The sequence below is a fragment of the Pusillimonas noertemannii genome (assembly GCF_003096595.1).
In the GTDB taxonomy this organism is placed as follows: Bacteria; Pseudomonadota; Gammaproteobacteria; order Burkholderiales; family Burkholderiaceae_B; genus Pusillimonas; species Pusillimonas noertemannii.
The window spans coordinates 51,452-62,969 of the sequence record NZ_QEKO01000002.1 but is presented as its reverse complement, the minus strand read 5'-3'; the positions used below and the strand labels follow the sequence as shown (position 1 = coordinate 62,969).

10 protein-coding genes are annotated in these 11,518 nt (G+C 64.3%); 5 read left to right on the top strand and 5 right to left on the bottom strand.

Translation table 11 applies throughout. The features are described 5' to 3' along the window. Positions 1-148: 148 nt before the first annotated feature. Positions 149-1,432: a bifunctional O-acetylhomoserine aminocarboxypropyltransferase/cysteine synthase gene (locus C7440_RS07400; protein WP_116518024.1), complete on the bottom strand. Its 1,284-nt coding sequence runs from the start codon at positions 1,430-1,432 to the stop codon at positions 149-151. A gap of 289 nt (positions 1,433-1,721) precedes the next feature. On the opposite strand from C7440_RS07400, the gene C7440_RS07395 reads away from it, so the two are divergent. Continuing rightward, positions 1,722-4,361, top strand: coding sequence for an AsmA family protein (locus C7440_RS07395; RefSeq protein ID WP_116518023.1), 2,640 nt, complete (start codon positions 1,722-1,724; stop codon positions 4,359-4,361). A gap of 62 nt (positions 4,362-4,423) precedes the next feature. Here C7440_RS07395 and C7440_RS07390 read toward each other — a convergent pair whose 3' ends face one another. The 3 genes from C7440_RS07390 to C7440_RS07380 all read right to left on the bottom strand — a co-directional run bounded on the left by C7440_RS07390 (position 4,424) and on the right by C7440_RS07380 (position 5,965). Further along, the gene (locus C7440_RS07390; protein WP_017522641.1) at positions 4,424-4,684 is read right to left on the bottom strand and encodes a YfhL family 4Fe-4S dicluster ferredoxin; all 261 of its coding nucleotides are present in this window, start codon (positions 4,682-4,684) and stop codon (positions 4,424-4,426) included. 157 nt (positions 4,685-4,841) lie between these two features. Continuing rightward, positions 4,842-5,345 carry a pantetheine-phosphate adenylyltransferase gene (gene coaD / locus C7440_RS07385; protein WP_017522640.1) on the bottom strand — a complete coding sequence of 168 codons (504 nt, stop codon included), beginning with the start codon at positions 5,343-5,345 and terminating at the stop codon, positions 4,842-4,844. After that, positions 5,342-5,965 (bottom strand): RsmD family RNA methyltransferase, encoded by a 624-nt coding sequence (locus C7440_RS07380; protein WP_116518022.1) that lies wholly within the window; start codon positions 5,963-5,965, stop codon positions 5,342-5,344. The genes coaD and C7440_RS07380 overlap by 4 nt, the downstream gene beginning before the upstream one ends. Positions 5,966-6,018: 53 nt before the next feature. Between C7440_RS07380 and ftsY the strand changes: the two genes are divergently transcribed. After that, on the top strand, positions 6,019-7,404 hold the full coding sequence (ftsY, locus tag C7440_RS07375; protein WP_116518021.1) for a signal recognition particle-docking protein FtsY: 1,386 nt from the start codon (positions 6,019-6,021) through the stop codon (positions 7,402-7,404). 122 nt (positions 7,405-7,526) lie between these two features. Here ftsY and C7440_RS07370 read toward each other — a convergent pair whose 3' ends face one another. Further along, the gene (locus C7440_RS07370) at positions 7,527-9,110 is read right to left on the bottom strand and encodes a CYTH and CHAD domain-containing protein (RefSeq protein ID WP_116518020.1); all 1,584 of its coding nucleotides are present in this window, start codon (positions 9,108-9,110) and stop codon (positions 7,527-7,529) included. Positions 9,111-9,327: 217 nt separating this feature from the next. On the opposite strand from C7440_RS07370, the gene ribBA reads away from it, so the two are divergent. The 3 genes from ribBA to nusB are packed head-to-tail and all read left to right on the top strand — an operon-like array spanning position 9,328 to position 11,511. Beyond that, positions 9,328-10,491, top strand: coding sequence for a bifunctional 3,4-dihydroxy-2-butanone-4-phosphate synthase/GTP cyclohydrolase II (gene ribBA / locus C7440_RS07365; RefSeq protein WP_116518019.1), 1,164 nt, complete (start codon positions 9,328-9,330; stop codon positions 10,489-10,491). Between the two features lie 11 nt (positions 10,492-10,502). Continuing rightward, a complete protein-coding gene (gene ribH, locus C7440_RS07360; protein ID WP_116518018.1) occupies positions 10,503-11,033 on the top strand; it encodes a 6,7-dimethyl-8-ribityllumazine synthase in 531 nt (176 codons plus the stop codon). Next, the gene (nusB, locus tag C7440_RS07355; RefSeq protein WP_017522634.1) at positions 11,023-11,511 is read left to right on the top strand and encodes a transcription antitermination factor NusB; all 489 of its coding nucleotides are present in this window, start codon (positions 11,023-11,025) and stop codon (positions 11,509-11,511) included. The genes ribH and nusB overlap by 11 nt, the downstream gene beginning before the upstream one ends. The last annotated feature ends 7 nt before the right edge of the window (positions 11,512-11,518 follow it).

The window sequence follows — 11,518 nt, the reverse complement described above, 5'->3', positions numbered from 1 at the left end:
TGGCTAATTCGCGTACTTATCTTCGGCGCCTGGGCCCGCCATGCTGCGTTGCAAATCCGCGCGATAGCTACGGCTATCGCTGTGGTTTGCGCCTTGCCTGGCAGGCCCATGCATCCGAATATAAGCACACAATTAACCAAACAGGACACTAGCCCTTGCTGGCTTCGAGTGCCTGCGAGATGTCGGCCAGGATGTCGTCTATGTGCTCGATGCCGATGGAAAGACGAATCATGTCTTCGCCCACGCCGGCCGACGCCAGTTCTTCGGGACTGAGCTGGCGGTGGGTGGTGGAGGCCGGGTGGCAGGCCAGCGACTTGGCGTCGCCGATGTTGACCAGGCGCAGTACCAGCTGCAACGCATCGATGAAGCGCGCACCGGCCTGGAAGCCCCCCTTGATGCCGAATGAGAGAATGGAGGCGGGCTTGCCGCCCAGGTCGAAGTACTTCTTGGCCAGAGCGTGTTCAGGGTGATCGTCAAGGCCGGCATACTGCACCCAGGCCACCTGGGCGTGCTGCTTGAGGAACTCGGCGACCTTCTGGGCGTTTTCGGTATGGCGCTCCATGCGCAGGGCAAGCGTTTCAATGCCCTGCAGAATGAGGAAGGCATTGAAAGGCGACAAGGCCGCGCCGGTATTGCGCAGTGGCACCACGCGGCAGCGCCCGATGAAGGCGGCGGGGCCCAGGGCCTCGGTGTACACCACGCCGTGGTACGAAGGATCAGGCTCGTTGAGCATGGGAAAGCGCTGCTTGTGCTCGGCCCAAGGGAACTTGCCCGAGTCGACGATGGCGCCAGCCAGGGTGGTGCCATGGCCGCCCATGTATTTGGTAAGCGCGTGCACGATAATGTCGGCCCCATGCTCGAAGGGGCGGCACAGGGCAGGCGAGGCGACGGTGTTGTCGACGATAAGCGGCACCCCGTGCCGGTGCGCGGCGTCGGCCAATGCCTGGATGTCGACCACATTGCCCGCCGGATTGCCTATGGTCTCGCAGAACACGGCCTTGGTATGCTCGTCGATAAGGGCCTCGAGCGCTGCGATATCATTATGGGGAGCGAACTTTACGGTGATGCCCTGGCGCGGCAACGTGTGGGCGAACAGGTTGTAGGTGCCGCCATACAGCTTGCTGACCGACACGATGTTGTCGCCGGCCTGCGCGATGGCCTGTATTGCATAGGTAATGGCCGCCATGCCCGAGGCCACGGCCAGGGCTCCCACGCCGCCTTCCAGCGCCGCCACGCGCTCTTCAAGGATGGCATTGGTGGGGTTGGTGATGCGGGTGTAGATATTGCCCGCCACCTTCAGGTCGAACAGGTCGGCCCCGTGCTGGGTGCTGTCGAATGCATACGAGGTGGTCTGGTATATGGGAACCGCCACCGATTTCGTGGTTGGGTCGGGCTTGTAGCCGGCGTGTACGGCAAGTGTCTCTAGTTTCATACTTGTTCTGAATTTTTGGGAGAAGTGGGTTTTGGCGCAGGATATCAGCAATTCCGCGCCACAGGGCCGGGGCCTTATAAAGGTTCTTTATATGGCCAATGAACCGAACCGGCCTTTGTCGGTCTTATACGAAAACTATAAGATAGCGTTTTTGGGGTCTGCCGCGTTTCACAATGCGCAATGCCTTGTGCGGAAACCCATGGCCGTTGGGGCCGAACGGGTAGATTAGCATTCACCATACCGATTGTGTCATATCGCTGGGGTAAACCCCGGCACTTTGAGGTTGCAAATGAAAGTTGGGTTCAAACGCGCGTTGATGGGCTTGGCCGCATTGGTGGTCCTGGCTCTGGGGGCCCTCGCGATCTTCCTGCTTACGTTCGATCCCAATGCCTACAAGACCAGGTTCGAAGAATTCATCTACGAACGCTACCAGCGCACCCTGTCCATCGAGGGCGACATCGAACTCTCGATGTTTCCGCGCATCGGGCTGTCGGTGCAGAATATCTCGCTTTCCAATCCCGGCAACCCCGACGATCTATTCGCTTCCATCGACAGTGCACGCTTCGCCGTGGCCATCTGGCCGCTGCTTTCCAACCGCTTCGTGGTCGACCACGTCGCCATCAGCGGGTTCAAGGCCTGGATACGCCGCGACGAGCAGGGCGACTACAACTTTCGCGATCTGTTCGAGGGCACGGCAGGGCCGCCCGAGCCCATCGCCCTGTCCCCGGAACCTGCTCCGGCCCCAGAGAACGAGCCCGTGGCCGGTGTGATGAAAGAAGCCTTTGCCCAGCCTCTCGCCGAGGGGGGCGTCCGGCCTGTCGAGCCGCGCAAAGAGGCTGCGCTCCATGTGGACATCGCCGGGCTCGAACTCAAGGGCGGCGAGATCCATTACCTGGACGTCAAGCGGGCCAAGGCGGCACGTTTGGTCAATTTGCAGCTCAATACCGGCCGCATGACTTTCGACCAGCCTTTCGAGGTTTCCATGCGCGGGGCGCTGCAGGGCGAAGACCCCCTGGCCGACGCCACGGTCGAAATCCAGGCGCTGGCCAAGATCGATCCGCTGCTTGAAACCTATTCGGCCCAGAAGCTCAACCTGCTTGTTTCGGGCCAGGTGGGCCCGCTCGATGCAAAAACCCTGGCGCTGCGCGGCAACTTTGCCTATAACGGCTATTCGCGCATGGTGGACGCCAGCGGCGTTGAAATGCTGGTGCAGGGCGCTACCCAGGGCGAACGGCCCATCACCGATCTGAACGCAAGCCTTACCATGCCGCGGCTCAAGATCGACCAGACCCATTCCGAATTCAACATCGAAAGAATGTCGTTGCGGGCTACCGGCGGCCTGCCCGACAAAACCTTCGACCTGGCCTTCGATGCGCCGCGCCTGTCGATTTCGCCCGACGCCGCCGAAGGCGAAGCCGTGGCCGGCACCGTCAAGCTCGAGGGCCGGCAGTCGCTGGGGCTGAAGCTGGGCATGAATGGCCTGGGCGGCAACGCCTGGAACCTGTCTCTCAAAGAACTGAAGGTCGACGGCAGCCTGAAGAACGGCGAGACCCTGATGCTGGTCAATATGTCCACTCCGGTGCAATGGGACGTCATCAACGAGAAAGGATCTTTCTCGGCCATCAAGGGCGACGTGGCCATCCAGGACACCGAAGAGCCCACGAGCACTTTCGAGTTCCCGCTCATCGGCAGCCTGCACGCCGATCTGGTCAAGGACGAAATCAGCAGCGAGATCAATGCCGTGCTTAACGGCGCCCCGCTTAATTTCAACTTCAAGGCCACTGAGCTTTCCGATCCCAAGCTGCGCTTCGCGCTGCAGGCAGACATGCTCGATTTCGACAAGCTTGTTCCTGTGGCCAAGCCCGCTCCCGCGCCGGAGGCGCCCCAGGGCGAGCCGGCGGCCCAGGCCGAGCAGGCGCCCGACGACAAAAAGGGCGGCCAGGCTCCGGCGCCCGACAAGGCCGCCCCGCCCGAATCCATCGACCTGACCCTGCTCAATGACATCGACGTGGCGGGTACCGTAAAGCTGGGCGGCCTGAACGTGCGCGGCATCGAGGCCCGCAACGTCAACATGTCGGTCGCCGCGCGCGAGGGCAAGCTCAGCGTCAACGGCATATCGGCCAACCTCTACGAAGGCTCGCTCACCGGCGCGCTTACGGCGGACGCCAAGAATCAGTTCACTGCCCAGCTCGACCTCAAGCAGGTTGCCATGGGACCCTTGCTGCAGGCCGCCAGCGGCAGCGATCGCGTCAGCGGTGTGGGCACGGTGGCCGTCAATCTCAAGACCCAGGGCGCGACGGTGCCCGCACTGAAAAGCGGCCTGGCCGGCAGCGCCCGGCTGCAGGTGCGCGACGGCGCGATCCGGGGCATAGACTTGAACCAGACGCTGGACCAAGTGGGGCAGGTGCTGACAACCGTGCTCGATGGCGAAGGGCCCGACCTGAAAACGGGCTTCAATCTTGGAAACCGCACCGAGTTCAGCGCCTTCGACACTTCGCTGGCCATCAAGAACGGCGTCGCCGACGTGCAGAAGCTTGATCTGCGCACCCAACTGCTGCGCGTCACGCAGGGCAAGCCGGCCAGCATCGACCTGGTCGAAAACCGGCTCAATCTTCTGGCCAACGTGAGGGTGGTTGGTGCGGGTGGCGGCGAAGGGCAGCCCAATCTGTCGGCACTGCGGGGCATGACGGTGCCGGTGCTTGTCAGCGGCGCCATGGCGGCCCCCGAGTTTCGTGTTCAATGGAAAGAAATGGGCGGCAGCCTGGTAAAGGGCGCCATTGAACGCGGCCTGCTCGACCTCGTCGAACGCCATGCGCCGGCAAGCCCTGCCGCACCCAGCCAACCCGTCAAGCCGGGTGCTTCGGGCCCGACCGGCGAAGACGCGGTCAAGAGCCTGGGCAAGGCGCTGAAAGGCTTGTTGGGCAATTAAGGATTGAGGGCACTCGGCGCCGGCGCGAGCCCCGCGGGGCCGGGGCTGCACGCCCGCTGACCCTAGACTTGCACGGCCAGCTTGACCAGGCGTTGATACTTGCTTAGCAGGGCGTCGTTGTCTTCACGATGGGCGGGATCGACTTCGATGCATTCCACCGGGCACACCACCTGGCATTGGGGTTCGCCGTGGTGGCCGACGCATTCGGTACAGAGATCTGGGTTGATCTCGTAGATTTCGGCGCCCATGTAGATGGCGGTGTTGGGGCATTGGGGCTCGCAGACATCGCAATTGATGCATTCGTCGGTGATACGCAATGCCATGGCTGTTCCTGCAAAAAGACGGGTGCGGGCCTTGCCCGCCAGGACGACTCAAACGCGGCGCCGCTATGCCAGGTACGGCATGGCGCCGGATACAGCGGCCCAAGGGGCCTAGTGCACCTATTTTAGTCCTGTTGGCGGCTTAGGGCCAATCGGCCCTTCATGCGCCTGCCTGGGCGTCCCGCTTGGCCTTCGCCTTGTCGTGCAGCCAGCGCTCTACCGACGGAAACACGAACTTGCTCACGTCGCCGCCCAACAGCGCGATCTCGCGCACGATGGTGCCCGAGATGAACTGGTACTGGTCGGAAGGCGTCATGAACAGGGTTTCGACCTCGGGCAGCAAATGGCGGTTCATGCCGGCCATCTGGAATTCATACTCGAAATCGGACACGGCGCGCAAGCCGCGCACAATGACGCGGGCGTCTTGCTCGCGCACGAAATCCTTCAGCAGCCCGGCAAAGCTCTTGACCTCGACGTTGGGATAGTGGCCCAGCACTTCCTGGGCGATCTCGACCCGCTCTTCGACCGTGAAGAAAGGCCTCTTGGCCTGGCTGTGAGCAACCCCCACGACGACATGATCGAACAGACTGGCGGCGCGACGAACCAGATCTTCATGACCACGGGTGAGGGGATCGAATGTTCCGGGGTAGACGACAGTTATCATGGGGTTTCCGATGGGAAAGGGGTTTCGGTGGGAGAAAAAGAGGGATTATTGTCTTTTTCTTGCAGTGCAGCAAATTGAAGCAGTGCGAAATGCACTTGGCCCGCCTTGCCTTGCCTGACTACGGTGTACTGTTCAGGCACGTTGGCCAGGGTTTCGGCCTCGGCGTAGACCAGCGCGCCGGGTGCCAGGAACTGGGGCAGCTCGTTCCAGAGCCGTTCCAGCCAGCCCAGGCCGAACGGCGGGTCAAGCAGCACCAGGTCGTAGCGCGTGGCATCCAGCCGCTTTACCACCACCGAGGCATCGCCTGCGTGGATGCGGACATTCTGGGCGCCCAGCTTGGCGCGCAGGGCCCGCAGCGCGGCAACCGCGGCCGGGTTGTTCTCGACCATCTGCACATGGCGGGCGCCGCGCGAGGCGGCCTCGAAGCCCAGGGCGCCGGTGCCTGCGAAAAGGTCGAGCACCTGCTTGTCGGCAAACCGGCCGCCCCATAAGTGATGCAGCCAGTTGTACAGTGTTTCGCGTACCCGATCGGGCGTGGGGCGCAGCCCCGTGGCATCGATCACTGGAATTGGAGTGCGCCGGTAATCACCGCCTACAATACGGACGAGGTGTTTCTTCATGTTGATCCGGGCTTCCCGTATCGCTCAAAGTCTTTTTCGCTAGTGTAAAGCCTATGTTCAGTTTTTTTAAAAGAAAGAAGTCGCCCGAGGCCGCGCCTCCGGACGACAAGGCGCCGCTGGACGGCGGCCACGACGCACCGGGCGCGGGGCCCGATGCTCCCGCGCCCGCGGCACCTGATGCCGGGCAGGCGCAGGCCGAAGCCCTTCGCCAAGAACAGGCCGAACGCCTCGAGGCGGAGCGCGTCCAGGCCGAGCAGGCCCAAGCAGCCAGGGCCGCGGCCGAACGGGCGGAGCTCGAGCGGGCCGAAGCAGCCCGACTCGAAGCGGAAAAGGCCGAGGCGGCACGCGTCGAGGCCGAGCGGCTTGAAGCCGAGCGACTTGAAGCTGAGCGAATCGAGACAGCACGCCTGGAAGCCGAACGGCTGGACGCCGAGCGGGCCGAGGCTGAACGGATCGAGGCCGAGCGTCTTGAGGCGGAGCGCGCCCGAGCAGCCGAGGCCGAAAAGGCGCAGGCCGCGCCGCCGTCCAAATCGTCCTGGCTCTCGCGCCTGACCAGCGGGCTGTCGCGCACCGGCCAGAACATCAGCAGCCTCTTCGTGGGCGTAAAGGTCGACGAGGCCCTGTTCGAAGAGCTGGAGACGGCCCTGATCATGGCCGACGCGGGCGTCGAGGCGACCGAAAAGCTGCTGGCGGCCCTGCGGGCCCGTGTGCGCAAAGAAAAAATCGCCGATGCGGCCTTGGTCAAGGCGGCGCTGCGCGACCTGCTGGCCGAGCATCTGGCGCCCCTTGAAAAAGACTTTCCCATTGATCGCGCCGCGCCGCTGGTCGTCATGATCGCGGGCGTCAACGGGGCGGGCAAGACCACCTCTATCGGCAAGCTGGCCAACGCCTTTCAGCGCCAGGGCAAAAGCGTGCTGCTGGCGGCCGGCGACACCTTCCGGGCGGCTGCCCGCGAGCAGCTTATCGCATGGGGCACGCGCAACAACGTCACGGTCATCGCCCAGGATGGCGGCGACCCGGCGGCGGTGGCCTTCGATGCCGTCAACGCGGGCCGCGCGCGCAGCGCCGACGTGGTCATGGTCGATACGGCGGGCCGCCTGCCCACCCAGCTTCACCTTATGGAAGAGCTGAAGAAGATCAAGCGCGTCATCGGCAAGGCCGACGGACAGGCGCCGCACGAGGTGCTGCTGGTGGTAGACGGCAATACCGGCCAGAACGCCATCTCGCAGATCAGGGCGTTCGACGCGGCCATCGAGCTGACCGGCCTGGTGGTCACCAAGCTCGATGGCACCGCCAAGGGCGGGGCGTTGGCCGCGGTGGCCGCGGGCAGCCAGGGCGTTCGGCCCGTGCCGGTGTACTGGATCGGGGTGGGCGAAGGCCTGGAAGACCTGCAGCCTTTCGTGGCGCGCGAGTTCGCCACGGCGGTGGTCGGCGAATAAGCGGGCCGAAGGCAAGGTACTCCTGCCTTGCTCTCCTTGCCGTGCAAGCCGGCGTTGCCTTGCGGGTTATGCCCGCTTCAGGATGCGTGGCGCATCCCCTCGCCTTGCAGGCTATGTCCGCTTCACGATGCCCGGCGGGCCGCTTTTTTTTTGCGCTTGCGCCGGGCGGTGTGCAGCTGTTCGAAGACGGCCTGGGCCAGGTCGATCTGTTTTGATTGCATGGCGCGCAGCCATCCCACAGCGAACCACGAAGCGGAAGAGGCGCCGGCCAGGCTTCGATAGTGTTCTTCGGCCACGTAGCAGTCGTTCAGGTCGCCCAGCACGTCCTGGATGTGGTTCAGTGCGGCGCCCAGGGCCTTTGCTTCGCGGCCGGGCAGCAGGCTCGAGCTGAAATCCAGGCTGTAGCGCATCAGCTTCACCTGCTTGCGGACATTGTGCTGCTGGTCGACGGAAAGCGCATTGAAACGGCGTCCGCGCTTCAGGATGCGTTCCCACCAGTAGTCCAGCCGCTGCTGCAGAAGGACCGCGAGTTCGGGGGCGGCGGGCGCCTTGGAAGTACCGCGTTTCCTTCGTTTGGGCCGCGAGTCCTGGCCGGTATCGGCCACGCGCACCAGGTGCCGAAGCAGCGCCAGCAACAGGGATTGAAACTCGACGCCGCCGGCCGCGTCTCGCATAGAGGCCATGGGAGGGCGGTCCGGCCATGCCGGGGCCGCGGTTTCGGGCATGCCGGCCTGTCTCAGCCGCGGCTCGATATGCAGGCGGATGACGTCCTGGTTGCGTGCCTCGCCCAGCATGCTGAAATAGGCCTTGAGCGCCTGCGCAATATCTGGCTCGACAGCTGGCACGATCCCCTCGAACAGTTTCCAGCACGAGCGCAGCCTTCGGATGCCGACCCGAAGCTGATGGGTGTAGACGGCCTGGGTGTCGTCGCCGGAGCCGGCGGCATCCACCCCGGCCAACAGGGCGGCGTTGGCCGCCATCTGCAGCAGGCAGTCGCCCGCGCAGGCGGCGTAGCCCTGGGCTGCCGTCATGTCGGGCGCAAGCGAGACCCTGGCCGCGCGGCGCGCAGGAAACAGCGAGGTGGGCGGTGTGTGCGGCCCTTGGGGCGACTCCGGTTCAGGCGGGTGGGGCGGCAGTGCCGCAAGCCGGTCGCCGCGTTCGGCCTTGCTGCGGGTTTCAAGCACGAGGCCGTGCCTGGCCAGCCATTCGCCGCCCACTTCGAAGACGGCATCCATGTTTCCGGATACGAGCTCGAATTCGACCTCGCTGATGGGCAGCGCCCAGCCCTGGGAGTGGATGGCGCCGTTGTCGTGGGCGATTTCGATTACTGCGTCTTTCAACTTCGCCAGCAGCACCCGCCGCGTGACACGGGTTTCGTAGCGCAGGCTCAGTGGTTCGCCAAGCTGGGCGAAGAAGCCCGCCAGCGGCCCCTGGTCGTATAGCGACAGGTCGAGCGTGGCCTGCGGGCGGGGGTGGTTGATCTCGATGCGGGTAAGCGGGTCGTTGCCGCGCGCCTTGAGGGTCTGCACCCAGCGCCGGCCTTCGCGGCGTACACGCAGCGCAATGCCGGCCTGGGCCAGCGCCCGCGAAGGGGTGTCGAAATACAGGGCGCGCAAGGTGATCTGCCGGGCCTTTTGGGCACGCATGGCCCTGGCTACCGCCGCTTGGGCCGTGGCCGGGATATGAAGGCTGAGTTCTCTTTCCATGCTGCTCCAGCGCAAAGGGGCCAAAGGGGCACACGGCCGCCCAAGGGAAGATGATATCTCTGAATTATTGCTGAATGTGCAGTTTTCCCCATGCCGGCGCCCCGTGGCCGCGGCGTGCGCCGGCTGCGCTGCAAGAATGCCCGGTTCAGGCGACAATACGCAAGAATTCGCCCACTCCAGGCGTTAAAATGTATGACCTTCCATAGAGTCTTTTGTCATGAGCAATCTGTCCGCGGCGCAAACCGATAGCGCGCAAAGCTACGATATCGCCCCTGTTCCCGAAATCATCGCTGAATTGCGGGCCGGCCGCATGGTCATCCTGGTCGATGAAGAAGACCGCGAGAACGAGGGCGACCTCGTCATGGCCGCCGAATACGTCACCCCCGAGGCCATCAATTTCATGGTCACCCATGCACGCGGGCTGGTGTGCCTTACCCTTACCGAAGAGCGCTGCCAGCAGCTCGATCTGCCGCTTATGGCCAGCCGCAACGGCGCTCGCTTCGGCACCAATTTCACCCAGTCCATCGAGGCCGCAGAGGGCGTGGAAACGGGCATATCGGCGGCCGATCGCGCCCGCACCATCCAGGTGGCCGTGGCGCGCAACGCCAAGCCGTCCGACATCGTCCAGCCCGGCCACATCTTTCCCGTGCAGGCTGTGCGCGGCGGCGTGCTGGTGCGCGCGGGCCATACCGAGGCCGGCTGCGACCTTACCGCCCTGGCCGGGCTTACCCCGGCGGCGGCCATCTGCGAAATCCTCAAGCCCGACGGCACCATGGCGCGGTTGCCCGACCTTATGCTGTTCGCACGCGAGCACGGCCTGAAAATCGGCACCATCGCCGACCTCATCCAGTACCGCAGCGAACACGAGTCCATGGTCGAGCGGGTCGGCCAGCGCAGCCTGCAAACGCCCTGGGGCGAATTCCAGGCCGTGGCCTATCGCGACCTGGCCTCGGGGGCGCCGCATCTGGCGCTGGCACGCGGCAATATCTCGTCCGACTCCGAAACCCTGGTCCGCGTGCACGAACCCACCACCATGCTCGACATCCTTTCAGCCGACGCCACTTCGCATAGCTGGACAGTGCCCAGCGCCATGAAGGCCATTGCCGAGGCGCCCAGCGGAGTCATGGTACTGCTCAATTGCCAGGGCTCGGCCGAACTGCTGTTCGAGCAGTTCGGCGCCTGGGGCGGGGCGCCCGCGCCCAGCGCCGCGGCGGACGGCCAGCGTTTCGACCTGCGTACCTATGGCATCGGGGCGCAGATCTTGCGCGATCTCAACGTGGGCCGCGTGCGCCTTCTGGCCAAGCCCCGAAAAATGCCCAGCATGACAGGTTTTGCCCTGACCGTAACCGGTTACGATAGTGAACCTACCCCATCCGCCTAAAAGGAACCGACATGAACCCTTATACCCTATCGCCTGACCTGAACGGAGAAGGCCTGCATTTGGGCATTGTCCGCGCGCGTTTCAACGAGGACATCGGGCTGGCCGAACTCGATGCCTGCCTGGCCGAACTGGCCGAACTGGGCGTAGATGAACGCGACGTCATGGTGGTCACGGTTCCCGGTGCGCTCGAACTGGGCGTGGCGCTGGCGCAAATGGCCGAAACCTTCGAGTTCGATGCACTGATCGCCCTTGGGGCGGTGGTGCGCGGCGAAACCTACCATTTCGAGATTGTCAGCAATGAAAGCGCCGCGGCCATCAGCCGCATCGCGCTCGAAACAGGCATTCCCGTGGCCAATGGGGTGCTTACCACCGAAAACGAAGAGCAGGCCCATGCCCGCGCCGCCGAGAAGGGACGCGACTGCGCCCGCACGGCGGTCGAAATGGCCAATCTCACGGCGGCGCTCGAACCCGAGTCCGACGATGACGAAGATTATGATGATGACGACTTCGACGACGAGGACGAAGATTTTGATGAAAGGTAAACCGCAGGGCGGCGCGGCGCGCGCCAACCCTCGCAGCGCGCGCCGCCGTGCCCGCGAATTCGCGCTTCAGGGCGTCTACGCCTGGCTTCTGCGCGGCGATGAAGGCCTGCAGGAGGCCGGCGCCATCGACGCCCACCTGCGCGACGACGAAGAATTTCCCGAGGCCGATGCCAATTGGTTCAAGACGCTGCTGCATGGCGTGCTGCGCGAGGCGCCTGCCTTGCGCGAGCGCTTTGCGCCCTATCTCGACCGGCCGCTCGAAGAGCTTTCCCCCATCGAGCATGGCATCTTGCTCATCGCCAGCTTCGAGCTCATCCACCATATCGAGGTGCCCTACAAGGTGGCCATCAACGAGGCCGTCGAGCTGGCCAAGTCGTTCGGCGGCACCGACGGCTTCAAGTTCGTCAATGGCGTGCTCGACCGCATGGCGGCCGACGTCCGGTCCGTCGAGGTCGAGGCGGCGGCGCGTCCCCGCTAAGGCCGAC